Here is a 25,234-nt window from a genome sequence, read left to right on the forward strand (position 1 = left end):
ATGACAAAAAAATCAATTTGGCCATTACGTGGTCAGGGCCGACTGTTGCCTGAAAAAGGGGTCATCATGGAAAAATTAACCTGTTTTAAAGCCTACGATATTCGCGGCAAGCTGGGCGAAGAGCTGAATGAAGACATCGCGTGGCGCATTGGCCGCGCGTACGGCGAATATTTAAAACCGCAGACCATCGTGCTGGGCGGCGATGTGCGTCTGACCAGCGAATCCCTCAAGCTGGCCCTGGCGAAAGGGCTGCAGGACGCGGGCGTGGACGTGCTGGATATCGGCCTTTCCGGGACCGAGGAAATTTACTTTGCCACCTTCCACCTGGGCGTGGACGGCGGTATCGAAGTGACGGCCAGCCACAACCCGATGGACTACAACGGGATGAAGCTGGTGCGCAAGGGCGCCCGTCCTATCAGCGGCGACACCGGCCTGCGCGACGTGCAGCGCCTGGCGGAAGCCAACGACTTCCCGCCGGTGAACGACGCGAAGCGCGGCAGCTACAAAAAAATCAACCTGCAGAAAGAGTACATCGACCACCTGCTGGGCTACATCAACGTGGCGAACCTCAAGCCGCTGAAGCTGGTCATCAACTCCGGTAACGGCGCGGCCGGCCCGGTGGTGGATGCGCTGGAAGCCCGCTTTAAGGCGCTGAACGTGCCGGTGACCTTCGTCAAGGTGCACAACACCCCGGACGGCAATTTCCCGAACGGTATTCCTAACCCGCTGCTGCCGGAGTGCCGCGACGACACCCGCAACGCGGTGATTGAGCACGGCGCGGATATGGGAATCGCCTTTGACGGCGACTTCGACCGCTGCTTCCTGTTCGACGAGAAAGGGCAGTTCATCGAGGGCTACTACATTGTCGGCCTGCTGGCGGAAGCGTTCCTTGAGAAAAACCCGGGCGCGAAAATCATTCATGACCCGCGCCTTTCCTGGAACACCGTCGACGTGGTGTCAGCGGCGGGCGGCACGCCGGTGATGTCCAAAACCGGCCACGCCTTCATCAAAGAGCGTATGCGCGAAGAAGACGCCATCTACGGCGGCGAGATGAGCGCCCACCACTACTTCCGCGATTTTGCCTACTGCGACAGCGGGATGATCCCGTGGCTGCTGGTGACCGAGCTGCTGTGCCTGAAGGGGCAGACGCTGGGCGAGCTGGTGCGCGACCGCATGGCGGCGTTCCCGGCGAGCGGGGAGATCAACAGCAAGCTGGCGCAGCCGGCCGAGGCCATTGCCCGCGTGGAGCAGCACTTTGCGATCCACGCGCTGGAAATTGACCGTACGGACGGGATCAGCATGGCGTTCCCGCAGTGGCGCTTTAACCTGCGCTCGTCCAACACCGAGCCGGTGGTGCGCCTGAACGTGGAGTCCCGTGCTGACACGGCGCTGATGGAAGCCCGAACGAAGGACATTCTGGCGCTGTTGAATCAGTAACAATTGCCCCTCCCGGCGGGAGGGGGAACCGAATACAGGAACAACGATGACGAATCTAAAAAAACGCGAACGAGCGAGAACGAATGCATCGTTAATCTCTATGGTGCAGCGTTTTTCTGATATCACCATCATGGTCGGTGGATTGTGGGCGGTGTGTCGGATCGGCGGGCTGCCGTTCTTATATATGCATCTGCTGATGGCACTCATTGCGCTGGTCGTGTTTCAGATGATTGGCGGGATGACCGATTTCTACCGCTCGTGGCGCGGCGTGAAAATGACCACCGAACTGATGCTGTTGCTGCAGAACTGGACCCTGAGCCTGATCTTCAGCGCAGGCCTGGTGGCCTTCAGCCATGATTTTGATAATCGCCTCGTCACCTATCTCTGCTGGTATTTGATCACCAGCGTCGGCATGGTGGTGTGCCGTTCCCTGATCCGCTTCGGCGCGGGCTGGCTGCGTAACCGCGGTTATAACCGTCGCTTCGTTGCGGTAGCGGGCGATCTGCCGGTTGGTAAGGTTCTGCTCGACAGCTTCCGCAAAGAGCCGTGGTTAGGGTTTGAAGTGGTCGGGATTTATCACGACGCGAAGCCGGGCGGCGTGCCGTCGGACTGGGCGGGCAATTACGAACAGCTTATTGAAGACGCGAAAGCCGGTAAAATTCACAACGTCTACATCGCCATGCAGATGAGAGACGAATCCCGCATTAAGCAACTGATGCGCGAGCTGGCGGACACCACCTGTTCGGTGATCCTGATCCCGGACGTCTTTACCTTCAACATCCTCCATTCACGCATTGAAGAAGTGAACGGCGTACCGGTGGTACCGCTGTACGACACCCCGCTGTCGGGCATTAACCGCGTGCTGAAGCGCGCGGAAGATATCGTGCTCTCTTCGCTGATTTTACTGCTCATCTCCCCGGTGCTGTGCTGCATTGCCCTCGCGGTGAAGCTGAGCTCTCCCGGCCCGGTTATCTTCCGCCAGACCCGCTACGGTATGGACGGTAAGCCGATTATGGTGTGGAAATTCCGCTCCATGAAGGTGATGGAAAACGACAAGGTGGTGACCCAGGCAACGCAGAACGATCCGCGCGTCACCCGCGTGGGGAACTTCCTGCGCCGCACCTCGCTGGATGAACTCCCGCAGTTTATCAACGTCTTCACCGGCGGCATGTCGATTGTTGGCCCGCGTCCACACGCGGTGGCGCACAACGAGCAGTACCGCTCGCTGATTGAAGGCTACATGCTGCGCCATAAGGTCAAGCCGGGCATTACCGGCTGGGCGCAGATCAACGGCTGGCGCGGCGAAACCGACACGCTGGAAAAAATGGAAAAACGTATCGAATTCGATCTGGAGTACATCCGTGAATGGAGTATCTGGTTCGATATCAAGATTGTTTTTCTGACCATCTTCAAAGGTTTCGTGAACAAAGCGGCGTACTAAGATGAGCTTACGTGAAAAAACCATCAGCGGGGCGAAGTGGTCAGCGATGGCGACCATCGTCATCATTGGCCTCGGTCTGGTGCAGATGACCGTGCTGGCGCGCATTATTGATAATCACCAGTTCGGCCTGCTGACCGTCTCGCTGGTGATTATCGCGCTGGCCGATACGCTGTCTGATTTTGGTATCGCCAACTCGATTATCCAGCGCAAAGAGATCAGCCATCTTGAGCTGACTACGCTCTACTGGCTGAACGTGGGGCTGGGAATTTTCGTGTTCGTGCTGGTGTTCCTGCTGAGCGACACCATCGCCAGCGTGCTGCACAACCCGGATCTGGCTCCGCTGATGCGCACGCTGTCGTTTGCTTTCGTGGTGATCCCGCACGGGCAGCAGTTCCGCGCGCTGATGCAGAAAGAGCTGGAGTTCAACAAGATCGGCATGATCGAGACCAGTGCCGTGCTGGCGGGCTTTACCTTCACCGTGGTGAGTGCCCTTTTCTGGCCGCTGGCGATGACCGCTATCCTCGGATACCTGGTTAACTCAGCCGTGCGCACGCTGCTGTTCGGCTACTTTGGCCGCAAGATTTACCGTCCCGGACTGCATTTCTCTCTCGCGTCAGTTTCGTCCAACCTGCGCTTTGGCGCGTGGCTGACGGCGGACAGCATCATCAACTATGTGAATACCAACCTGTCGACGCTGGTGCTGGCGCGTATTCTTGGCGCGAGCGTGGCGGGGGGCTACAACCTGGCCTACAACGTCGCGGTGGTGCCGCCGATGAAGCTGAACCCGATCATCACCCGCGTCCTGTTCCCGGCGTTCGCCAAGATTCAGGACGACACCGAGAAGCTGCGCGTTAACTTCTACAAGCTGCTTTCCGTGGTGGGGATCATCAACTTCCCGGTGCTGCTTGGGCTGATGGTGGTTTCCAGCAACTTCGTGCCGCTGGTGTTTGGCGAGAAGTGGAACGGCATCATCCCGATCCTGCAGCTGCTGTGCGTGGTGGGGCTTCTGCGCTCCGTGGGGAATCCGATTGGTTCCCTGCTGATGGCAAAAGCGCGCGTCGACATTAGCTTTAAGTTCAACGTGTTCAAAACTTTCCTGTTTATTCCGGCGATTATCGTCGGCGGGCATATGGCAGGCGCCATCGGCGTCACGCTGGGCTTCCTGCTGGTGCAGATAATCAATACCGTTCTGAGCTACTTCATCATGATCAAGCCGGTGCTGGGCTCCAGCTACCGTCAGTACATCCTGAGCCTGTGGCTGCCGTTCTATCTCTCGTTGCCGACCCTGGCGGTGAGCTACGGCCTGGGCATCATCCTCAGCGGTCACCTGCCGCTGGCCGCGCTGCTGGCGGTAAAGGTTGCCGCGGGCGCGCTGGCATTTGGCGTGATGATTGTGCTGTCACGCAATGCGCTGGTGGTGGAGATGAAGCGCCAGTTTTGCCGTAACGAAAAAATGAAAACGCTGCTTCGCGCAGGCTAGTTATTTAAGAGGCCATTATGAAATTATTAATTCTTGGCAACCATACCTGCGGCAACCGTGGCGACAGCGCCATCCTGCGCGGTTTACTGGATGCAATTAACACCCTTAAGCCTGAGACTGAAGTGGACGTGATGAGCCGTTATCCGGTCAGCTCATCCTGGTTACTGAACCGCCCGGTGATGGGCGACCCGCTCTACAGCCAGATGAAACAGCATAACAACGCCGCGGGCGTGATGGGGCGGGTGAAGAAAGTGCTGCGTCGTCGCTACCAGCACCAGGTGCTGCTTTCCCGCGTGACCGATACCGGCAAGCTGCGCAATATTGCTATCGCGCAGGGCTTTACCGATTTTGTCCGTCTGCTGTCCGGCTACGACGCCATTATCCAGGTCGGCGGTTCGTTCTTCGTCGATCTCTACGGCGTGCCGCAGTTTGAGCATGCGCTCTGCACCTTTATGGCGAAAAAGCCGCTGTTTATGATTGGCCACAGCGTCGGGCCATTCCAGGATCCGCAGTTTAACCAGCTTGCAAACTACGTGTTCGGCCACTGCGACGCGCTGATCCTGCGCGAGTCGGTCAGCCTCGATATGATGAAGCGCAGCGAAATTGACACCTCAAAAGTTGAGCACGGCGTGGACACCGCGTGGCTGGTGGATCACCAGGACGACAGCTTCCAGCCGAGCTACGCGGTGCAGCACTGGCTCGACGTGGCGGCGAAACAGAAAACCGTCGCGATTACCCTGCGCGAGCTGGCGCCCTTCGATAAGCGTTTAGGTACGACCCAGGCGGCGTATGAGAAAGCCTTCGCCGACGTGGTGAACCGCGTGCTGGACAGCGGGTACCAGGTGCTGGCGCTCTCAACCTGCACCGGCATCGACAGCTACAACAAAGACGACCGTATGGTGGCGCTGAACCTGCGCAGCCTGGTGAACGATCCGTCCCGCTATCACGTGGTGATGGACGAACTGAACGATCTGGAGATGGGCAAGCTGCTCTCCGCCTGCGACCTGACCGTCGGCACGCGCCTGCACTCCGCCATTATCTCCATGAACTTTGGCACGCCGGCCATTGCCATCAACTACGAACACAAATCAGCAGGCATCATGCAGCAGCTCGGTATGCCGGAAATGGCCGTGGATATCCGTCATCTGCTCGATGGTTCGCTCGGTGCGATGGTGGGCGACACGCTCGGCCAGCTGCCTGCGATCAATGAACGCCTGGCGGTGGCGGTGAAAGCCGAGCGCGAGAAGGGCATTGGGATGGTGAAATCGGTACTTGACCGCGTACGGGAGGGGAAATGAAGGTTGGTTTCTTCTTACTGAAATTTCCGCTGTCGTCTGAAACGTTTGTCCTGAACCAAATCACCGCGTTTATCGATATGGGATATGACGTGGAGATTATCGCCCTGCAAAAGGGCGATACCAAAAATACCCATGCGGCGTATACCCAGTATGGGCTGGAGGCGAAAACCCGCTGGCTGCAGGATGAGCCGTCCGGGAGACTGAGCAAGCTGCGGCACCGGGCCAGCCAGACCTTGCGCGGGATCCACCGCGCGTCGACCTGGCGGGCGCTGAATGTTTCCCGCTATGGGTCCGAATCCCGCAATCTGATCCTGTCGGCCATCTGCGGGCAAACCGCGCAGCCGTATCGTGCCGACGTGTTTATCGCCCACTTTGGCCCGGCGGGCGTCACCGCCGCGAAGCTGCGCGAGCTGGGCGTGATTGACGGCAAAATTGCGACCATCTTCCACGGTATCGATATCTCCAGCCGCGAAGTGCTGAACCACTACACGCCGGAGTATCAGCAGCTGTTCAGGCGCGGCGACATGATGCTGCCTATCAGCGACCTGTGGGCCGGACGCCTGAAAAACATGGGCTGCCCGGGAGAGAAAATTGCCGTTTCGCGTATGGGCGTGGACTTAACGCGCTTCACTCGCCGTCCTGTCAAGGTGCCGGGAAAACCGCTGCAGATCATCTCCGTTGCTCGCCTGACCGAGAAGAAAGGCCTGCATGTGGCCATTGAAGCCTGCCGCCAGCTGAAAGCGCGCGGGGTGGATTTCCACTATCGCATTCTCGGCATTGGGCCGTGGGAGCGTCGTCTGCGCACGCTTATCGAACAGTATCAGCTGGAAGATGTCGTAGAGATGCCAGGGTTCAAGCCGAGCCACGAGGTCAAGGCCATGCTCGACGAGGCTGATGTCTTTCTGCTGCCTTCCGTAACGGGCGCAGATGGCGATATGGAAGGCATTCCGGTGGCGCTGATGGAGGCGATGGCCGTAGGTATTCCGGTGGTATCAACCCTGCACAGCGGGATCCCGGAGCTGATTAAGTCTGACCACTCCGGCTGGCTGGTGCCGGAGAATAACGCGATGGCCCTTGCGGACCGATTAGCAGCCTTCAGCGATATTGACCAGCAGGCGCTGGAGCCCGTGCTCCAGAACGCCCGACAAAAAGTGGAAACCGATTTTAACCAGCAGGTGATTAACCGCCAGTTAGCGAGCCTGCTGCAAACGTTGTAACGCCGAGGATGTATGCTGAAAAAGATTACCCGACGCACCTTTGTCTCTTCTCTCTCCGTTCTGGCGGCCACGCCGCTGCTGTCGTCACGCATCGCGCGGGCGGCAAGCGGCAGAACGGTCTCTGTTAATCAGTACAATAACAACGACTGGATCGCCGCTTTTAAGCAGGCGTTTAATGACGGCGACACCGTCGTGGTCCCGGCCGGGCTCACCTGCGAAAACATCAATACCGGTATTTTCATTCCCGACGGTAAAACCTTGCTGATCCGCGGGGCGTTAACCGGCAACGGGCGCGGCCGCTTTGTTTTGCAGGAAGGCAGCAAAGTGATAGGCGAAGGTGCTGGCCGCACGGAGAACATTACGCTCGACGTTCGCGGCTCTGACTGCGTTATCAAAGGGCTGGCCATGAGCGGTTTTGGCCCGGTGACGCAGATCTACATCGGCGGCAAGAAACCGAGCGTGATGCGCAACCTGCTGATTGATAACATCAGCGTAAGCCAGGCCAACTACGCCATCCTGCGCCAGGGTTTCCACAACCAGGTTGACGGTGCCCGCATCACCAACAGCAAATTTAGCCATCTCCAGGGGGATGCGATCGAGTGGAACGTCGCCATCAACGATCGCAATATCCTGATCTCTGACCATGTCATCGACAACATCAACTGCACCAACGGCAAGATCAACTGGGGCATCGGCATTGGCCTCGCCGGCAGCACCTACGATAACGACTATCCGGAGAAGCAAACCGTCAAGAACTTCGTGGTGGCAAACATCACCGGCAGCAACTGTCGCCAGCTGGTGCACGTTGAAAACGGTAAACATTTTGTTATTCGCAATATCAAGGCCAAAAATATTACCCCCGATTTCAGTAAAAAGGCGGGTATAGACAACGCCACGGTGGCCATTTATGGCTGCGATAATTTCATTATTGATAATGTCGAGATGGTGAACAGTGCCGGAATGTTAATCGGCTATGGGGTGATAAAAGGCGATTATTTGTCCATCCCGCAGAACTTCAAGCTCAACAATATTCATCTCGATAATCGTCAGCTTGCGTATAAATTGCGCGGAATACAGATTTCATCCGGTAACGCCACCTCGTTTGTGGCGATAACCAACGTGGAGATGCAGCGGGCGACGCTGGAACTGCACAACAAGCCGCAGCATCTTTTCTTACGCAACATCAATGTGATGCAGGAAGCCGCTGTGGGGCCCGCCCTGAAGATTAACTTCGACCTGCGCAAGGATGTGCGGGGCAAGTTCATGGCGAAAGACGAGACGTTGCTGTCGCTGGCGAACATAAAAGCAGTGAATGAGAAGGGGCAAAGCTCGGTCGATATTGACCGGGTCGACCAGCAGGTGGTGAATGTGGAAAGGCTTAACTTTGCGCTTCCGCACAGATAATCGACAATCATCAGTTTTGAGACTATTCCTGGCATAAAAGCGCGATCTAATCAGATTACAACTACAGAAATTTGTGATGCTAAGGCGTAACATTGCCCAAGGATTACGGCAAATCATGCTGGCGAAAACAGGTTTAAGAGCTATAATTCGTCAACCATTTTAAGGTGGAAGAAATAATGATTAATTTGAAAGCAGTCATTCCGGTAGCAGGCCTGGGCATGCATATGCTGCCGGCCACAAAAGCCATTCCAAAAGATATGCTGCCGATCGTCGACAAGCCAATGATTCAGTACATTATCGACGAGATTGTTGCTGCAGGGATCAAAGAAATCGTCCTGGTTACTCACTCGTCCAAGAACGCGGTAGAAAACCACTTCGACACCTCTTACGAACTTGAAGCGCTGCTTGAGCAGCGCGTCAAACGCCAGCTGCTGGCGGAAGTGCAGTCTATTTGTCCGCCGGGTGTGACCATCATGAACGTCCGTCAGGCGCAGCCGCTGGGTCTGGGGCATTCTATCCTGTGTGCCCGTCCGGTTGTGGGTGATAACCCATTCATTGTTGTTCTTCCGGACATCATCATCGATACCGCTTCTGCCGATCCGTTGCGTTACAACCTGGCGGCAATGGTGGCGCGTTTCAATGAAACCGGCCGTAGCCAGGTGCTGGCGAAACGCATGAAGGGCGATCTCTCCGAGTACTCCGTTATCCAGACTAAAGAACCGCTGGAAACGGAAGGGCAGGTGAGCCGCATCGTTGAGTTCATCGAAAAACCGGATCAGCCACAGACGCTGGATTCGGACCTGATGGCGGTAGGTCGTTACGTTCTGAACGCCGATATCTGGGCGGAACTGGAGAAAACCGAGCCAGGCGCCTGGGATCGTATTCAACTGACCGACGCGATTGCCGAACTGGCGAAGAAGCAGTCTGTTGACGCGATGCTGATGACCGGCGACAGCTATGACTGCGGTAAGAAAATGGGGTATATGCAGGCATTCGTGAACTATGGGCTGCGTAACCTGAAGGAAGGGGCGAAGTTCAGAACCCGTATTGAGAAGTTGCTCGCAAACGACTGATATTCCTGCAACGTCTTGAACAAGCGGCAGTCATTATTTTGGTGTATTGAAATATAGCCAAAATGATGACTGCCGTTTTTTATTATTAATCCTATGATTACATAGAGTTACAGGGTCTAAATCTGGATCGCTTTGTAGCGATTTGTGCTTGTTTCTGACGTCGTTTAGGACGACAATTAACGCCAGTTTTTTGTCTGGATCCAGACAAAAAAATCATTTAATCGGAGATCGCTCAGTGCACTGGTAGCTGTTAAGCCAGGGGCGGTAGCGTGCTCAATTTCTGAAACCGTCAAAACCGATCGGATTCAGAGCGTAAATATCCAGACATTTCCAACAGACGGAACAGATAACGTGAAAATTCTTGTGACGGGCGGAGCCGGCTTTATCGGCTCAGCGGTTGTACGACATATTATTAAAAATACCCAGGACGACGTCGTCAATGTGGATAAGCTGACCTATGCCGGCAACCTTGAGTCGCTTAGTGAAGTCAGCGACAGCGATCGATATGTTTTTGAGCATGCGGATATTTGTGACAAAAATGCAATGGATCGTATCTTCGCAGAACATAAGCCTGATGCGGTTATGCACCTGGCTGCTGAAAGTCACGTCGATCGCTCTATTACCGGCCCGGCTGCGTTTATCGAAACCAATATCGTCGGCACTTATGTGCTGCTGGAAGCCGCACGAGCATATTGGTCAACGTTGGATGAGCAGGCGAAGAAAGCGTTTCGTTTCCATCATATCTCTACCGACGAAGTGTATGGTGATTTGCCACATCCTGATGAGCATCCAGCATCAGCGGATCTGCCGCTCTTCACCGAAACCACGGCTTATGCGCCCAGCAGCCCGTATTCAGCATCAAAAGCCTCAAGCGACCATCTTGTTCGTGCCTGGCTGCGTACCTATGGTTTCCCAACTATTGTCACCAACTGTTCGAATAACTACGGTCCGTACCACTTCCCGGAAAAGTTGATCCCGCTGGTAATTCTGAATGCGCTGGATGGTAAAGCGCTGCCGATTTACGGCAAAGGCGACCAAATCCGTGACTGGCTGTATGTAGAAGATCATGCGCGTGCACTCTATACCGTTGTCACTCAGGGGAAACCGGGTGAAACGTACAACATTGGCGGTCATAACGAGAAGCAGAACCTGGACGTGGTACATACGATTTGCGATCTGTTAGATGAGATTGTGCCGAAAGAGGGGTCATATCGCGATCAGATTACTTATGTGGCTGACCGACCAGGTCATGACCGTCGCTATGCGATTGATGCGCATAAAATTGGCGTTGAACTGGGCTGGAAGCCTGAGGAGACGTTCGAAAGCGGAATTCGTAAGACGGTGGAATGGTATTTGAGCAATCAGAATTGGGTTAGCAACGTTAAAAGTGGTGCTTATAAAAGTTGGATCGAGCAGAACTACGGGGAACGTTAATAATGAATATTCTTCTGTTCGGTAAAACAGGGCAGGTGGGGTGGGAACTCCAGCGTGCGCTTGCTCCATTAGGTAATTTGATAGCGGTCGATGTGCATTCTAAGGAGTATTGCGGGGACTTTAGCAATCCGGAAGGGATCGCTGAAACCGTTCGTGCCATTAAACCCGATGTCATTGTTAATGCGGCGGCACATACAGCTGTCGATAAGGCTGAATCTGAGCCGGATTTTGCCAGACTCCTCAATGCAACAAGCGTTGAAGCGATAGCCAAAGAAGCCGCTAAAATAGATGCATGGGTTGTTCACTATTCTACCGACTACGTTTTTCCTGGTGATGGCGAAACGGCATGGCGTGAAACGGATTCGACAGCACCGTTGAATGTATACGGTGAGACAAAGCTTGAAGGTGAAAAGGCATTACAGGCGCATTGTCCTAAGCATCTTATTTTCCGCACCAGTTGGGTATATGCGGGGAAGGGCAATAATTTCGCTAAGACGATGTTGCGGCTCGCAAAAGAGCGTCAGGAACTCTCCGTAATCAACGATCAATTTGGTGCCCCAACGGGCGCTGAGTTGTTAGCAGACTGTACAGCGCATGCTATTCGTGTCGCAATGATTAAGCCTGAAGTTGCTGGTCTCTACCATCTGGTCGCGTCAAATACGACCACCTGGTATGACTATGCGGCACTGGTATTTGATGAGGCCAGAAAAGCGGGTGTTGAGTTGGCTATTGAAAAACTCAATGCAGTTCCAACATCGGCTTACCCGACTCCTGCCCGTCGACCGCATAATTCACGCTTGAACACAGAGAAATTTCAGGCGAATTTTGGTCTTGTACTGCCTTCCTGGGATATTGGCGTAAAACGGATGCTCACTGAGCTTTTTACGACTCAATCAATTTAATGATTAAATGAATGCTTGAACAAAGGCATTTAAATTATAGAGAAATTATAATGGCTAAGCGTAAAGGTATTATTCTGGCTGGGGGTTCTGGCACTCGTCTTTATCCTGTAACTATGGCGGTAAGTAAGCAGCTGCTTCCCATTTATGACAAGCCAATGATCTATTATCCACTCTCCACGCTGATGTTGGCAGGGATCAGAGACATTCTCATTATCAGTACACCACAAGATACGCCGCGTTTTGAACAATTATTGGGTGACGGTAGCCAGTGGGGACTGAATCTACAATATAAAGTACAACCAAGTCCAGATGGCCTTGCACAGGCATTCATCATCGGAGAAGAGTTTATCGGCGATGACAACTGCGCTTTAGTGTTGGGAGACAATATTTTCTACGGACATGATCTGCCGAAGCAACTTGAAGCTGCAGTAAATAAAGAAGATGGTGCTACGGTGTTTGCTTACCATGTTAACGACCCCGAGCGTTATGGTGTTGTAGAGTTTGATAAAACAGGTACTGCTATTAGTCTGGAAGAGAAACCACTCCAGCCAAAAAGTAATTATGCTGTGACGGGGCTTTACTTTTATGATAACTCCGTTGTAGACATGGCAAAAAAACTAAAACCATCAGCACGTGGCGAGTTGGAAATTACCGACATTAACCGACTTTATATGGAAGAGGGGCGCATGTCCGTTGCTATGATGGGGCGTGGCTATGCCTGGCTGGATACTGGAACTCACCAGAGTCTTATCGAAGCCAGTAATTTTATCGCCACTATCGAAGAGCGACAGGGGCTGAAAGTATCTTGCCCTGAAGAAATTGCATATCGCAAAGGCTTTATTACTGCTGAGCAAGTTAAGAAATTAGCTGCGCCACTTGCTAAAAATCAATATGGTCAATACTTGCTGAAAATGATTAGCGAATAGCATCTGGGGGCTCAGTAATGGATATTCAATTAATCCCTTTGCAAAAACATGGGGATGAACGTGGCGCACTTTTTGCTCTTGAAGAACAAAGGAATATACCGTTCGAAGTCAAGCGTATTTATTATATTCTCGATACACTCACGGGCGTGAGACGAGGCTTTCATGCACATAAGGCAACGCGCCAGTTAGCCGTTGTAGCAAGAGGTTCTTGCAAATTCCATATGGATGACGGCAAGGAAACGAAGCAGGTTGAACTTAACGACCCTGCAACAGCTTTGTTGATAGAACCTTATATCTGGCATGAAATGTATGATTTTAGCGATGATTGTGTACTGATTGTTATTGCTGATGATTACTATAAAGAATCTGATTATATCCGCAAATACGATGATTTTATCAGAAGAGTAAACTCCGGTGAAAATTCATAGATTAAGTGATGTCCAGACAACCTCGATTGGCGACGGTACAACTATATGGCAATTTGTCGTTATACTCAGAAATGCGGCAATTGGTAGTAATTGTAATATTTGTGCAAATTCTCTAATAGAAAATGATGTTGTCATTGGAAATAATGTAACCATTAAAAGTGGTGTCTATATTTGGGATGGTGTCCGAATAGAGGATGACGTCTTTATAGGCCCTTGTGTAGCATTTACGAATGACAAATATCCTCGCTCAAAAGAATATCCAGAAGAATTTTTGCAAACAACTATACGCAAGGGGGCATCGATAGGTGCTAATGCAACAATCCTTCCCGGTGTTGAGATTGGTGAAAGAGCAATTATTGGTGCAGGTAGTGTCGTGACCAAAGATGTTCCGCCTTACGCAGTCGTAGTAGGTAACCCGGCGCAATTCATTAAATGGGTAGAGAAAAATGAAAAAAATTAGCTTTCTGGATCTTAATGCAATTAACCAGCGCCAACATAATGAATTGGTCTCTGCTTTTAGTAGAGTGCTAGATTCTGGCTGGTACATTATGGGAAAAGAGCTTGAACAATTCGAGCGTGAATTTGCAGAATATTGTGAAGTAGAACATTGCATTGGTGTGGCAAATGGTCTTGATGCATTGATACTCGTGTTGCGTGCATGGAAAGAACTGGGCTATCTGCAAGATGGAGATGAAGTATTGGTTCCATCAAATACTTATATTGCTTCTATTCTTGCCATAACAGAAAATAATCTTGTCCCTATCCTAGTTGAACCCGATATTGATACTTACAATATCAATCCAGCAGAACTTGAACGTCATATTACGGAAAAGACTAAAGCAATTTTACCCGTTCATTTGTACGGCTTACTTTGCAACATGCCTGAAATTTGTGCAATTGCGAAAAAATACAGTTTATTAGTTCTTGAGGATTGTGCTCAGGCACATGGCGCAATGCGTGATGGCCGGAAAGCGGGAGCATGGGGTGATGCAGCCGGATTTAGTTTCTATCCAGGGAAAAATTTGGGCGCTTTGGGTGATGCGGGGGCGATTACTACAAATAATACAGAGCTAGCTAATACTTTAAAAGCTCTACGTAATTATGGGTCACATAAAAAATATGAAAACCTTTATCAGGGATTAAATAGCCGCCTGGATGAATTACAGGCGGCTTTATTACGTGTTAAAATGTCCACATTGGCAGAAGATACTGCGATTCGTCAAAATATAGCGGAACAGTATATTCATGGAATTAAAAATCCAGCAATCACATTACCAGTAGTTGATAATAAAGAAGAACACGTCTGGCACTTGTTTGTGATCAGAACGACTAATCGTGAAAAGCTTCAGGCATATTTATTAGAGAACGGTATTCAAACTTTAATTCATTACCCACTGCCACCTCATAAGCAACAAGCATATCAGGAAATGTCAGGGCTTAATCTACCGATTTCAGAGAAAATTCATGCTGAAGTACTTTCTTTACCAATGAGTCCAGTGATGAGTGAAGAAGAAGTGAATTATGTAATTGATATAGTTAATAATTACAAATAATGAAACGATTTTTCCAGGTAACAATATTATCTGCAATTTATACATTCATCAAAATGATTGCAGGTTTTATCATCGGTAAGGTAGTAGCCATCTATACTGGCCCTACGGGAGTTGCGATGCTTGGACAGGTGCAAAGCCTGATGACCATCGTTACTGGTGTAACCACTGCTCCTGTAAGTACCGGCCTTGTTCGATATACTGCGGAAAATTGGCAAGAAGGAAAAGAGGCTTGTGCGCCATGGTGGCGTGCATGCCTCAAGATTACCTTGTTATTGTTCTTGCTGATTGTTCCTGTTTTCATACTGTTTTCCAAAAGTTTAAGTGGTTTACTCTTCAACGATAACCAGTATGCATGGTTAATTATTTTTGCATGCTGTGTATTGCCATTTACAGTTTTAAATACATTGATTGCTTCGGTTTTAAACGGTCAACAAAACTATAAGCAATATATATTGCTCGGAATGTTATCTGTATTCGTTTCCACCATATTCATGGCTTTTCTGGTTATTTCATTTGATCTTAAAGGTGCATTAATCGCTACGGCATTAAACAGTGCTATTGCAGGCGCTGTATTAATTCTGTTTTGCATCAATAAATCCTGGTTTAGGTTAAAATATTGGTGGGGTGAAACAGATAGAGACAAAGTTAGAAGTATTTTTAAATATACACTTATGGCTTTGGTTTCTGTTGCTTCAATGCCCGTTGCTTTATTGTGTGTTAGAAAAGTATTGATTGCAAATACCGGCTGGGAAGATGCTGGTCAATGGCAGGCAGTCTGGAAAATATCAGAGGTTTATCTTGGTGTAGTAACAATTGCTTTATCAACATATTTTTTACCAAGGTTAGCAATTTTAAAGTCAAGTTTACTCATAAAAAAAGAAGTAAACAGTACTATATTATATGTACTGTCAATAACGATATTCATGGCATTGAGTATCTATTTATTCCGTGACCTTATTATAACTATTTTGTTTACTGATGAATTTAGGTCTGCCCGTGAATTATTTTTTTTCCAACTAATGGGAGATGTAATAAAAATTGCCGGATTCCTTTATGCATATACACTTCAGGCTCAGGGGCATACTAAAGTTTTCATTACCTCTGAAGTGCTTTTTTCGGCCTTATTTGTCATTGCTTCTTCTTTCTTTGTCGTAATTTATGGGGTACAGGGAGCAAACATAAGTTATGTCTTAACATATGGCTTATACTTCGTGTTTGCTTTTGTTTTTACAAACTATATTAATGTACGAAAAGATAATCAAAATTAGAGGCTAAAGTTTGAAAATAATTATTCCTGTTCTAGGATTTGGAAGAGCTGGTGGTGAGAGGGTTCTTTCTAAGTTGGCAACAGAACTGATGAGTTGTGGTCATGATGTAAGTTTTATTGCTCCCGATAATAAAAACGAACCATATTATGAGACTACAGCAAGTATTATTAGAAGTGAAGTTAGGAAAAGTCGCTTTAAACTTATTAGAATCATTAGTCTATATTATAATCTTTGGCGTAAATGTATAGAATCAAAACCCGATGTGGCAATTGCAAGCTTTCATTTAATTGCTTACCTCGTGGCGATGTTACCTATTAAACGTAGTGGTAAGTTCTATTATATTCAGGCGTATGAAGTCAACTTTTCGGAGAGTAAATTAGGAAGGCTAATAGCATATTTAACCTATCATTTACCGCTCAAGAAAATACTAAATAGCCCTGGCTTATTACCTCATAAAATTGATAACTCAATAGGCATAGTTCCTGCTGGATTAGATTTGAACGTTTTTCGCCCAAAGCCAGTTGATTGTGCCAAAAATAGCCATGTTTCGATTGGCGTTATCGGTAGAAAAGAAAAGCATAAAGGTACAAGTGAGGTTGTTTCCGTATTATGCTCGTTAGGAAATAAAGAAAAGATTATAGTTAATATAGCTGTCTTTTTGGACGAGGTTGACCGAGATCGGCTAATTTCTGCTGGTTTCAAAGTTAATTTTGTTCCTATAACCTCCGATTTAGAATTGGCATCTTTTTATCGAAGCAATGATGTAATGATTGCAGTTGGATTGGTCGAAGATGGTGCTTTCCATTATCCGTGTGCTGAATCAATGGCCTGTGGATGCCTGGTCATTTCAAATTATGCACCTCTGGCTGAGACAAATAGTTCACTCAAATTAAAAAAATTTGAAGCTAACACGCTTTATGATGCGATAAATCATTGTTTAAAATTTAGTGACGAAGAGAAAAAACGAGAAATCCAGACTAATATTTCAGTGTTGGAAAAGTATGATTGGAAAATTGTAGGTGAAACTTTCAATTTTTTATTGTTAGGCATAAATAAATAAATGCCATAAGATAATGGAAAAAAGTATGAATGTTATTAAAACTGATATTCCAGATCTGATCGTTCTTGAACCAAAAGTTTTTGGTGATGAACGAGGCTTTTTTATGGAAAGTTTCAATCAAAATGCTTTTGAAAAGGCAATAGGTAAGAAAGTAGATTTTGTTCAGGACAATCATTCAAAATCGAGTAAAGGAGTTCTACGTGGATTGCATTATCAATTAGCTCCACATGCACAAGCAAAACTGGTTCGCTGTGTTGTTGGCGAGGTTTTTGATGTTGCTGTTGATCTCAGGAGAGATTCACCAACCTTCAAAAAATGGTTCGGCATAACTCTCTCAGCAGAAAATAAATGCCAATTATGGATCCCTGAAGGGTTTGCTCATGGCTTCATGGTCACTAGCGATGAAGCTGAATTTCTTTATAAAACCACGAGCTACTACGCTCCTGAACATCAAAAAGCAATCATTTATAATGATCCTACTTTAGGTATTAATTGGCCACACTGTGATGCTGCTCTTTCACTTTCGTCGAAAGATCAAGAAGCACATCTTTTTTCAGCGCTAACGGACAGTGACCTGTTCTAGTGAGTGGGCCACCTTGTCTTTATGCAAGAAAGGTGGCTATTTTATTCTTGAGTATGTTTATATATCATGATGGAAATAAATACTGAAAATAAATATAAAAAAAATCAAATAGGTTTTATTTATCTTTTTTTTATAGCAACTCTTCTTATGGGGTTTGTCTTAGCCAATAGCCAGTTTTTAGGGATTAGCAGAGACTATGATAATTACATACAAATTTTTTCAGGGGATGAGAGTGGGGGCGTCCTTGAGTTATTTTATCGTGGCTTGATGCTATTCACCGCAAATTATCTGATCATCATATTTATTATTTTATCCTGTTCTTTTTTTTTAAAAGCAAAATTTCTTGCAAAATATTCATGTAATTTATCTGGGTTGACACTATTTCTTATTTATTACGCTTGCGTTGCTCTTTGGGTTTTAGATTATACTCAATTTAGAAATGGTTTGTGTATTTCAATTTTGATGTTTTCTGTCTATTATTTGTATACAAAAAATCCAGCCTGCTTTTACTTGTCTGTTTTCTGTGCAATTGCAACACATTGGTCTGCACTTCCTTTTCTTCTATTATATCCGTTTGTTTATTCTAAAAGGATTAGATTACTCGGGTATCTGTGCATTAGTGCTCTTGTTATGGTTGCTGTGTCGGGTTATGCGGATGAGTTTATATATTTTATCAGATCATATGGCATTGGACAAAAAATAGGAAATGATGCCGGTGTTAATATAATAAATTCATTATCTCTTACCGCTTTTTCCTGGTTTGTTTTAAGCTTTGTATCGATTGATAAAAGTGAAAAAGATTTTTTAAGACTGTTTTTTAGTTATGGTGTAATGCAATATATAGTTTTTTCTCTTTTTTCACTTCCTGTTATGGCTTTCCGTATTTTGGAAATGTATTTCTTCCTCATGCTTGCCATTGGGGTTTTTATCAGACAAAAAAAATATCAGTATTTTGGCAGTGTCGTAAAAATTCTTATTCTTATATATCTAACTTATTATTATCATGTGATTTTTGGAGTGATTAATGTGTAAGGCTAAAGTATTGGCAGTAATTGTTACTTACAATCCTGAAATCGTTCGCCTGAAGGAATGTATTAATTCTTTAGCTTCACAGGTTGAGAGAATAGTTCTTGTAGATAACGGTTCAAAGGATAGTGAATCTTTAAAAGATATTTCAGTTGACAATCTTGATATCATTTTACTCACTGAGAATAAAGGGATTGCTTTTGCTCAAAACTATGGAGTTCAAAAGGGACTTGAAACGAGTGAAATCGATTTTTTATTTTTCTCCGATCAAGATACTTGTTTCCCTGGTGATGTAATCGAAAAGCTCGAAATTGCATTCGAACACAATCAAAAGCAGGGTAAAAAAGTTGCCTGCGCTTCCCCTTTCTTTAAAGATCATCGTTCAAATTATACACACCCATCCGTGAGTTTGAACCTTTTCACAAGTAATAAAGTCGTATGTAGTGAAGGTGACAATGACCTTTATCCCTCTCATGTCATTGCATCGGGGATGCTGATCTCTCGGGAGGCGTGGGATGTTGTAGGGCCATTTGATGAAAAGCTATTCATAGATTGGGTTGATACAGAGTGGTGCTGGAGAGCACTTACGAAAGATATGGTAATTGTTCAGACACCTTCAGTCATGATTTCTCATGAATTGGGCTATGGGCAGAAAAATTTTGCAGGTCGTTCTGTAACGATACATAACTCTTTCAGGAACTATTATAAAATCCGCAACGCAATATATTTAATGTTTTATTCGGATTATAATTTTAAATATCGATATCATGTTTTTTTCCACGCAGCTAAAAATATTGTCTTCGAAGTTTTATATTCAAAAACTAAACTTAATTCAGTTAAAGTTTGCATTAAAGCTGTGCGTGATGGAATGTTCAATAAATTTTAATAGACAAAGATTTTAGTATTAGGTATTCAAATGGATGCAAGTAAAATGAAGAAGGTCGCTGTTGTTGGCACAGTAGGTGTACCCGCATGTTATGGTGGGTTCGAGTCGCTGGTACAAAATTTAGTAGATTATCAGTCAGACAAAGTACAATATCAGATCTTCTGTTCCTCAAAAAAATATCATGATAAATTAAGTCATTATAAAAATGCTGAATTAATCTATTTGCCTGTTAATGCCAATGGAGCTTCCAGCATAATATATGATGTATTATGCTTGATCGTCTGTCTAGTAAAAAAACCGGATGTTACATTAATATTAGGCGTTTCAGGTTGTTTATTTTTACCAGTCTATAAAGTCTTCTCAAAATCGAAAATCATTGTGAATATAGATGGGTTGGAATGGAGAAGGAATAAATGGAGTAAATTCGCTAAGAAATTTCTAAAAAAATCTGAGCAAGTCTCAGTCAACATAGCTGATGTGGTTATTTCTGATAACCAAGCCATTGCTAATTATGTAGAAAATGAGTACAACAAAAAGAGTGAAGTCATTGCGTACGGTGGTGACCATGCGGTTAATTTGAGTACACCAATAAATAAAGAGATACAATCAGAAAATTACTATTTGGGGCTTTGTAGGATAGAGCCTGAAAATAATATAGAAATGATTCTTAACGCCTTTATAAACACATCTCTAGTTCTTAAGTTTATGGGGAACTGGGATAACAGTGATTACGGACGCAAACTTAAGGCGCAATACGCTGCCTATTCAAATATAATACTTCTTGATCCCAACTATAATATTAATGAGCTTTATAAGTTGAGAAAGAATTGTCTTGCATACATTCACGGACACTCGGCTGGAGGAACAAATCCTTCATTAGTTGAAGCGATGCATTTCTCAATTCCAGTATTTGCCTATGATTGTGATTTTAATCGCTATACAACTAATGAGTTAGCACACTATTTTCGTAATTCTGAGCAACTTAGCACATTAACAGAAAAACTGCATTCTGGGGAGCTTGCCTGTCGCGTCAATGATTTAAAAAAATATGCTGATGATATGTATCACTGGGAACATATCGCTTCTATGTATGAGGCTCTTTATTAAATCGCTCCCTTATAAAATCACATTAATTATTCCTGGTGAAAGAAATTGCCTAAGTTTAATCGTAAAAATTTTTTTACTATCTTCGTTAGTATTATGTTACTGCAATCAACTGTTATGTATTTATGTGAGAGAGCAGACCTGATACTAAGTTTTTTACTTGAATTTGTTATAGTTTTATTTACTCTCTTTTTTTTATCACAGTATTTATTGAGAAGATTTATCTGGGTTTTGTATTTTTGTATTTTAGGTATTCAAACAGCATCACTATTCTCAACAGGGCAATATCTTGTTCCCTTGGCTTTATCAAACGCTGCAGAGTTCGCAGCGTTGGGGATGACTTCATTCATTAAAACCGCTACTATTTTTATATTTTATGTGTTGCTATCGTTCTTAGTTTTTCCTGGGAGAACAGTTCCAGTAAAAAATAATAAACAGGTAGTAATATTTTTCATTGGCATTATTTTGTTATTTTTTACTCGTGGACCATTACATGAGCTTTATGTAACAAGCAAGCTTTTTTATATGCAAGCCACCTTTAAACCAAATATCAAAATTGCTGACTCAGGGAAGGAATTTCTAAAGAATACTATTTACAATAATGAAAGTAACGGTGATTTTGATTTTAAGAAGCGTAATGTTATTGTCATTTTTACTGAGGGTATGTCTCAGGAAATAATTGGTCGTGAAAATGGCCGAGATTTCTCAGTTACACCTAATATTGACAATTATATAAAGGAAGGGACTTCATTTATTAACTATTATAATCACACGGCTGCGACATTTCGTGGTCTGCGTGGGCAACTTACTTCAGGATATCAATATCGCGATGGCGTTACAAATGAAGGTACTGGTATCGACCAGTTATCTTCTCATGATATAAATGATATATATCTCAATCGTCAAGTTACGCTACCTGAAATACTTAGGGCGGAGGGCTATAAAAATTATTTTATTGCATCTACGCATAAAGATAGCCCGTTGAATACAATGCTTAAAACATTAAATTTTGATAATGTTATGGGTATGGGGAATTTCGTTGGTTATCAGCATGACCGCATGACGGATAAACAAACATTTAATGCACTTCGTGACTTTTTGAACGCCACTCCACAAGGCGAACAACCTTTCTTCATTGGAGTTTACCCATCAGGAACACATCATGGGCAGGATAGTCCAAATGTAAAATATGGCGATGGGACTAATCCATATTATAACAAATTCTATAATTTTGATCAGCAGTTGGGCCATTTTGTTGAGTATTTCAAAAAAAGTAAATACTATAAAAATAGTATTTTAATTATAACAGCCGATCATGCAACATATCCATCGCCAGAATATAAAAAAAGTTTTAACAGCAAGGCTACTTATTTCGTAAATAAAATTCCATTTATACTTATTGGTAAGGGTGTTAAGCATCAGGTAATAAATGCCCATGGAATGAATTCACTCAGTCTCGCACCGACAATATTGCAAATGCTCGGGGTGAAGTATTCGATGAATTATTTTCTGGGTTGTTCGTTAATTGATAAAGGATGTAGTAGCCCATTATCAAAATCCTCAGCAATTGGAGATGACTATTTTATTACTGGTGACGGTAATGGGGTTACTTTATTGCCCTTAACGGATGTCGGACCTGTCAAATCAGAAATAAAAAGATTCTACAACATTAGCGGGTAACATAATTATGCAGTTTTGATTGTTTCTTAAACGGTCGGCCTAAAGTATAACCGTTACGTATGCAAAACGTGTCATAATTAAATTCAGAATTATGAATTACTATTCATCAGCGCTAACCTGAGTTAACATCAAAGTCACATTTCAAGCCGCGCATAAGCCGTGGTGACCACACCTGACAGGAGTATGTAATGTCCAAGCAACAGATCGGCGTTGTCGGTATGGCAGTGATGGGGCGCAACCTGGCGCTCAACATCGAAAGCCGTGGTTATACCGTCTCCGTTTTCAACCGCTCCCGTGATAAGACCGAAGAAGTGATTGCCGAGAACCCAGGCAAGAAACTGGTTCCTTTCTATACGGTGAAAGAGTTCGTTGAATCTCTGGAAACGCCTCGTCGTATCCTGTTAATGGTGAAAGCAGGCGCAGGTACCGATGCAGCTATCGACTCCCTGAAGCCTTACCTCGAAAAAGGTGACATCATCATTGATGGCGGTAACACCTTCTTCCAGGACACCATTCGTCGTAACCGTGAGCTGTCTGCTGAAGGCTTTAACTTCATCGGTACCGGTGTATCTGGTGGTGAAGAGGGCGCACTGAAGGGCCCATCCATCATGCCTGGTGGCCAGAAAGAAGCATACGAACTGGTTGCTCCTATTCTGACTAAAATCGCTGCCGTTGCCGAAGATGGCGAGCCGTGTGTGACCTACATCGGTCCGGACGGTGCAGGTCACTATGTGAAGATGGTTCATAACGGCATCGAATACGGCGACATGCAGCTGATTGCTGAGGCTTATTCCCTGCTGAAAGGCGGTCTGAACCTTTCCAATGAAGAACTCGCGGAAACTTTCACCGAGTGGAACAAAGGCGAGCTGAACAGCTATCTGATCGACATCACCAAAGATATCTTCACGAAGAAAGATGAAGAGGGTAAATACCTGGTTGATGTGATTCTGGATGAAGCTGCGAACAAAGGTACCGGTAAATGGACCAGCCAGAGCTCTCTGGATCTGGGCGAACCGCTGTCTCTGATCACCGAATCCGTCTTCGCGCGTTACATCTCTTCCCTGAAAGAGCAGCGCGTCGCGGCATCTAAAGTGCTGTCTGGTCCGCAGGCTAAACCAGCGGGTGATAAAGCCGAATTCGTTGAAAAAGTGCGTCGTGCACTGTACCTGGGTAAAATCGTTTCTTACGCCCAGGGCTTCTCTCAGCTGCGTGCGGCGTCAGACGAGAACAACTGGGATCTGAACTACGGTGAGATCGCGAAGATCTTCCGCGCGGGTTGCATCATTCGTGCGCAGTTCCTGCAGAAAATCACCGATGCCTATGCTGAAAACGCCGGTATCGCCAACCTGCTGCTGGCACCGTACTTCAAGAAAATTGCGGATGAATATCAGCAGGCGCTGCGTGACGTGGTTGCCTACGCTGTCCAGAACGGTATCCCGGTTCCGACCTTCTCTGCTGCAGTAGCCTACTATGACAGCTACCGTGCTGCTGTGCTGCCAGCTAACCTGATTCAGGCACAGCGTGACTACTTCGGTGCGCATACTTACAAACGTACCGATAAAGAAGGCGTGTTCCATACCGAATGGATGGAATAAGTTAACTTACTCGCTGTAATCAAAACCCGGAGCATGTCTCCGGGTTTTTTTATGCAAAAAGTGTCGCCTGTTATTCGAAGTAGTCTGAATCTCGCCCCGCTCGTAGTGATTACTCCTGGTTTGCCTTGACAGTTCAGTTTGCCAGGAGGTACAAAGCCCAACAGTTATGTTTATCGCGATGGTCTGGCGGCCATCAGTACAGTTAACTCACAGAAGTCATTAGCGAATGAAAATAACAATCTCCGGAACAGGGTATGTCGGTCTTTCTAACGGCATTCTGATTGCCCAGAATCATGAAGTGGTTGCGCTGGATATCGTGCAGGCCAAAGTGGATATGCTCAATCAGAAAAAATCGCCGATTGTGGATAAAGAAATTCAGGACTATCTCAGCAATAAATCGCTGAATTTCCGCGCCACGACAGATAAAGAAGATGCATACCGCGATGCTGATTACGTCATCATTGCGACGCCTACTGACTACGATCCTAAAACCAATTACTTCAACACCTCAACTGTAGAGGCGGTGATCAAGGACGTTATCGCGATCAACCCTGATGCGGTGATGGTTATTAAATCGACCATTCCTGTTGGGTTTACCAAATCTATTAAAGAAAAGTTCGGTATTGATAATATCTTCTTCTCGCCTGAATTCCTGCGTGAGGGGAGAGCGCTTTACGATAACCTGCATCCTTCGCGTATCGTCATTGGCGAACGTTCAGAGCGCGCTGAACGCTTTGCTGCGCTGCTTCAGGAAGGCGCAGTGAAGAAAGATATTCAGGTGCTGTTCACAGACTCCACCGAAGCTGAGGCGATTAAGCTCTTCGCGAATACCTACCTGGCAATGCGAGTGGCTTATTTCAATGAGCTGGACAGCTATGCAGAGAGTCTTGGCCTGAATACCCGCCAGATTATTGAAGGTGTGTGTCTCGACCCGCGTATTGGCAACCACTACAACAACCCGTCATTTGGCTACGGCGGCTATTGCCTGCCAAAAGATACTAAACAATTGCTGGCAAACTATCAGGCTGTGCCGAACAACCTCATTTCGGCGATTGTTGACGCTAACCGTACACGTAAAGATTTCATCTCCGATTCCATCCTTGCGCGTCAACCGAAAGTGGTCGGCGTATACCGTCTGATCATGAAGAGTGGCTCCGATAATTTCCGCGCCTCTTCCATTCAGGGGATCATGAAGCGCATTAAGGCGAAAGGGGTTGAGGTTGTTATCTATGAGCCTGCCATGCCGGACGATCAGTTCTTCAATTCTCGAGTGATCCGCGACCTGGATGCATTCAAGAAAGAAGCCGATGTCATCATTTCAAACCGCATGGCTGAAGAACTGGCTGACGTAGCGGACAAAGTCTATACCCGAGATCTATTCGGTAGCGACTAATTCTCTTGCTCCATAAAAAAACCCGGCGGATAAGCCGGGTTTTTTA

Annotated in this window: 21 protein-coding genes and 2 pseudogenes; all 23 read left to right on the forward strand. The window is 46.5% G+C overall.

All coding sequences use genetic code 11. The features are described 5' to 3' along the window. Nucleotides 1–66: 66 nt before the first annotated feature. Nucleotides 67–1,437, forward strand: a complete 1,371-nt coding sequence (gene cpsG / locus ACWKXN_RS07790; protein ID WP_023312395.1) for a colanic acid biosynthesis phosphomannomutase CpsG — start codon at nt 67–69, stop codon at nt 1,435–1,437. 46 nt (nt 1,438–1,483) lie between these two features. Further along, on the forward strand, nt 1,484–2,878 hold the full coding sequence (gene wcaJ, locus ACWKXN_RS07795) for an undecaprenyl-phosphate glucose phosphotransferase (protein WP_033145973.1): 1,395 nt from the start codon (nt 1,484–1,486) through the stop codon (nt 2,876–2,878). A 1-nt stretch (nt 2,879) separates the two neighbouring features. Continuing rightward, the gene (wzxC, locus tag ACWKXN_RS07800) at nt 2,880–4,358 is read left to right on the forward strand and encodes a colanic acid undecaprenyl disphosphate flippase WzxC (RefSeq protein ID WP_454543595.1); all 1,479 of its coding nucleotides are present in this window, start codon (nt 2,880–2,882) and stop codon (nt 4,356–4,358) included. Between the two features lie 17 nt (nt 4,359–4,375). Further along, nucleotides 4,376–5,656, forward strand: coding sequence for a colanic acid biosynthesis pyruvyl transferase WcaK (gene wcaK, locus ACWKXN_RS07805; protein ID WP_033145972.1), 1,281 nt, complete (start codon nt 4,376–4,378; stop codon nt 5,654–5,656). Next, complete coding sequence (gene wcaL / locus ACWKXN_RS07810; protein ID WP_033145971.1) at nt 5,653–6,873, forward strand: colanic acid biosynthesis glycosyltransferase WcaL; 1,221 nt, start codon at nt 5,653–5,655, stop codon at nt 6,871–6,873. Before wcaK ends, wcaL begins: the two co-directional genes overlap by 4 nt. Before the next feature lie 12 nt (nt 6,874–6,885). Continuing rightward, nucleotides 6,886–8,277: a colanic acid biosynthesis protein WcaM gene (wcaM, locus tag ACWKXN_RS07815; RefSeq protein WP_143346767.1), complete on the forward strand. Its 1,392-nt coding sequence runs from the start codon at nt 6,886–6,888 to the stop codon at nt 8,275–8,277. A gap of 176 nt (nt 8,278–8,453) precedes the next feature. Next, nucleotides 8,454–9,350 carry a GalU regulator GalF gene (gene galF / locus ACWKXN_RS07820; RefSeq protein WP_454543596.1) on the forward strand — a complete coding sequence of 299 codons (897 nt, stop codon included), beginning with the start codon at nt 8,454–8,456 and terminating at the stop codon, nt 9,348–9,350. A 351-nt stretch (nt 9,351–9,701) separates the two neighbouring features. Next, the gene (gene rfbB, locus ACWKXN_RS07825) at nt 9,702–10,784 is read left to right on the forward strand and encodes a dTDP-glucose 4,6-dehydratase (protein WP_454543597.1); all 1,083 of its coding nucleotides are present in this window, start codon (nt 9,702–9,704) and stop codon (nt 10,782–10,784) included. A 2-nt stretch (nt 10,785–10,786) separates the two neighbouring features. Beyond that, nucleotides 10,787–11,686 (forward strand): dTDP-4-dehydrorhamnose reductase, encoded by a 900-nt coding sequence (gene rfbD / locus ACWKXN_RS07830; RefSeq protein ID WP_111965774.1) that lies wholly within the window; start codon nt 10,787–10,789, stop codon nt 11,684–11,686. 50 nt (nt 11,687–11,736) lie between these two features. After that, the gene (gene rfbA, locus ACWKXN_RS07835; RefSeq protein WP_217071536.1) at nt 11,737–12,612 is read left to right on the forward strand and encodes a glucose-1-phosphate thymidylyltransferase RfbA; all 876 of its coding nucleotides are present in this window, start codon (nt 11,737–11,739) and stop codon (nt 12,610–12,612) included. Between the two features lie 17 nt (nt 12,613–12,629). Then, entirely contained in the window at nt 12,630–13,040 is a 411-nt protein-coding gene (locus ACWKXN_RS07840; protein ID WP_111965773.1) for a sugar 3,4-ketoisomerase, read from the forward strand. Further along, nucleotides 13,027–13,251 (forward strand): annotated as a pseudogene (locus ACWKXN_RS07845) (DapH/DapD/GlmU-related protein); the annotation flags it as partial. The gene ACWKXN_RS07840 and the pseudogene ACWKXN_RS07845, both read left to right, overlap by 14 nt. A 60-nt stretch (nt 13,252–13,311) precedes the next feature. After that, nucleotides 13,312–13,470 (forward strand): annotated as a pseudogene (locus ACWKXN_RS07850) (DapH/DapD/GlmU-related protein); the annotation flags it as partial. Between the two features lie 16 nt (nt 13,471–13,486). Then, nucleotides 13,487–14,593 (forward strand): DegT/DnrJ/EryC1/StrS family aminotransferase, encoded by a 1,107-nt coding sequence (locus ACWKXN_RS07855; RefSeq protein ID WP_111965771.1) that lies wholly within the window; start codon nt 13,487–13,489, stop codon nt 14,591–14,593. Continuing rightward, a complete protein-coding gene (locus ACWKXN_RS07860; protein ID WP_133294768.1) occupies nt 14,593–15,861 on the forward strand; it encodes an O-antigen translocase in 1,269 nt (422 codons plus the stop codon). The genes ACWKXN_RS07855 and ACWKXN_RS07860 overlap by 1 nt, the downstream gene beginning before the upstream one ends. A gap of 10 nt (nt 15,862–15,871) precedes the next feature. Next, nucleotides 15,872–16,921 (forward strand): glycosyltransferase family 4 protein, encoded by a 1,050-nt coding sequence (locus ACWKXN_RS07865; RefSeq protein ID WP_217071533.1) that lies wholly within the window; start codon nt 15,872–15,874, stop codon nt 16,919–16,921. A 25-nt stretch (nt 16,922–16,946) separates the two neighbouring features. Continuing rightward, nucleotides 16,947–17,504: a dTDP-4-dehydrorhamnose 3,5-epimerase gene (rfbC, locus tag ACWKXN_RS07870; protein ID WP_217071532.1), complete on the forward strand. Its 558-nt coding sequence runs from the start codon at nt 16,947–16,949 to the stop codon at nt 17,502–17,504. A 66-nt stretch (nt 17,505–17,570) separates the two neighbouring features. Then, complete coding sequence (locus tag ACWKXN_RS07875) at nt 17,571–18,536, forward strand: EpsG family protein (RefSeq protein WP_454543598.1); 966 nt, start codon at nt 17,571–17,573, stop codon at nt 18,534–18,536. Continuing rightward, nucleotides 18,529–19,416 (forward strand): glycosyltransferase family 2 protein, encoded by an 888-nt coding sequence (locus tag ACWKXN_RS07880; protein ID WP_217071530.1) that lies wholly within the window; start codon nt 18,529–18,531, stop codon nt 19,414–19,416. The genes ACWKXN_RS07875 and ACWKXN_RS07880 overlap by 8 nt, the downstream gene beginning before the upstream one ends. A gap of 45 nt (nt 19,417–19,461) precedes the next feature. Further along, nucleotides 19,462–20,523, forward strand: a complete 1,062-nt coding sequence (locus ACWKXN_RS07885) for a DUF1972 domain-containing protein (protein WP_407057552.1) — start codon at nt 19,462–19,464, stop codon at nt 20,521–20,523. A 45-nt stretch (nt 20,524–20,568) separates the two neighbouring features. Further along, nucleotides 20,569–22,200, forward strand: a complete 1,632-nt coding sequence (locus ACWKXN_RS07890) for an LTA synthase family protein (protein WP_454543599.1) — start codon at nt 20,569–20,571, stop codon at nt 22,198–22,200. Between the two features lie 188 nt (nt 22,201–22,388). Next, a complete protein-coding gene (gndA, locus tag ACWKXN_RS07895) occupies nt 22,389–23,795 on the forward strand; it encodes an NADP-dependent phosphogluconate dehydrogenase (protein WP_028013772.1) in 1,407 nt (468 codons plus the stop codon). A 226-nt stretch (nt 23,796–24,021) separates the two neighbouring features. Then, complete coding sequence (gene ugd, locus ACWKXN_RS07900) at nt 24,022–25,188, forward strand: UDP-glucose 6-dehydrogenase (protein WP_033145958.1); 1,167 nt, start codon at nt 24,022–24,024, stop codon at nt 25,186–25,188. Nucleotides 25,189–25,234: the final 46 nt, after the last annotated feature.

This window comes from Enterobacter sp. UPMP2060, from assembly GCF_053709655.1.

Coding starts and splice junctions, on each gene's coding strand:
- ACWKXN_RS07855 (WP_111965771.1), top strand. CDS start 13,487: ATGAAAAAAATTAGCTTTCTGGATCTTAATGCAATTAACCAGCGCCAA.
- ACWKXN_RS07885 (WP_407057552.1), top strand. CDS start 19,462: ATGAAGAAGGTCGCTGTTGTTGGCACAGTAGGTGTACCCGCATGTTAT.
- ACWKXN_RS07860 (WP_133294768.1), top strand. CDS start 14,593: ATGAAACGATTTTTCCAGGTAACAATATTATCTGCAATTTATACATTC.
- wcaJ (WP_033145973.1), top strand. CDS start 1,484: ATGACGAATCTAAAAAAACGCGAACGAGCGAGAACGAATGCATCGTTA.
- ACWKXN_RS07840 (WP_111965773.1), top strand. CDS start 12,630: ATGGATATTCAATTAATCCCTTTGCAAAAACATGGGGATGAACGTGGC.
- gndA (WP_028013772.1), top strand. CDS start 22,389: ATGTCCAAGCAACAGATCGGCGTTGTCGGTATGGCAGTGATGGGGCGC.
- wzxC (WP_454543595.1), top strand. CDS start 2,880: ATGAGCTTACGTGAAAAAACCATCAGCGGGGCGAAGTGGTCAGCGATG.
- rfbC (WP_217071532.1), top strand. CDS start 16,947: ATGAATGTTATTAAAACTGATATTCCAGATCTGATCGTTCTTGAACCA.
- wcaK (WP_033145972.1), top strand. CDS start 4,376: ATGAAATTATTAATTCTTGGCAACCATACCTGCGGCAACCGTGGCGAC.
- wcaM (WP_143346767.1), top strand. CDS start 6,886: ATGCTGAAAAAGATTACCCGACGCACCTTTGTCTCTTCTCTCTCCGTT.
- rfbD (WP_111965774.1), top strand. CDS start 10,787: ATGAATATTCTTCTGTTCGGTAAAACAGGGCAGGTGGGGTGGGAACTC.
- ACWKXN_RS07875 (WP_454543598.1), top strand. CDS start 17,571: ATGATGGAAATAAATACTGAAAATAAATATAAAAAAAATCAAATAGGT.
- wcaL (WP_033145971.1), top strand. CDS start 5,653: ATGAAGGTTGGTTTCTTCTTACTGAAATTTCCGCTGTCGTCTGAAACG.
- ugd (WP_033145958.1), top strand. CDS start 24,022: ATGAAAATAACAATCTCCGGAACAGGGTATGTCGGTCTTTCTAACGGC.
- rfbA (WP_217071536.1), top strand. CDS start 11,737: ATGGCTAAGCGTAAAGGTATTATTCTGGCTGGGGGTTCTGGCACTCGT.
- cpsG (WP_023312395.1), top strand. CDS start 67: ATGGAAAAATTAACCTGTTTTAAAGCCTACGATATTCGCGGCAAGCTG.
- galF (WP_454543596.1), top strand. CDS start 8,454: ATGATTAATTTGAAAGCAGTCATTCCGGTAGCAGGCCTGGGCATGCAT.
- ACWKXN_RS07880 (WP_217071530.1), top strand. CDS start 18,529: ATGTGTAAGGCTAAAGTATTGGCAGTAATTGTTACTTACAATCCTGAA.